The organism is Streptomyces tateyamensis (genome assembly GCF_003205575.1).
Classification (GTDB): Bacteria; Actinomycetota; Actinomycetes; order Streptomycetales; family Streptomycetaceae; genus Kitasatospora; species Kitasatospora tateyamensis.
The window spans coordinates 41,709-42,178 of sequence record NZ_PYBW01000135.1; the positions used below are offsets into that span (position 1 = coordinate 41,709).

A 470-nucleotide genomic window follows, 5' to 3' on the forward strand; every position below is an offset into this window, starting at 1 on the left:
CCCGCCAGGGCACGGCACCCGCCAGCTGTTCGAACAGCTCGTCGGCGCCGGTCAGCCAGCCCGGCAGATGGTCCACCCAGGCGCCCCGCCCCAGCTCGACCCGGCGCAGCCCGCCGAGCGGCCCGAGCCCGGGCTCGGCGCCGGCCTCGAAGAGTGACCCCTGCAGGTGGCGGTGGCTGCTCATGGCCCCCACCCTAACTCCAGATTCGAACATCAGCTCGATTTGAGACGAAACTGGATCGCATTCATCAGATAAACCTCTGATCTCGAATTGATAGAGTGCTGCGCCTGAGTCAGGGGAGGAACCTGGCCGACCTGCCGGGGGACACCTGATGACCATTGACCCAGAGCGCTCCACGACGACCGACCATCCGTCGGCCGCGGTCGGAGCGGGCCAGTCCGGCACTGCGGCCCCGGACCCCGCCGCGCCCGCCGCCGGCGGCCGCGCGGCCGCCCGGCGGGCCGCCAAG

General features: G+C 71.5%; 1 pseudogene. It reads right to left on the minus strand.

Going from position 1 to position 470, the window contains the following annotated elements:
• Positions 1 to 184: pseudogene (locus C7C46_RS36900) on the minus strand (alpha-ketoglutarate-dependent dioxygenase AlkB); the annotation flags it as partial.
• Positions 185 to 470: the final 286 nt, after the last annotated feature.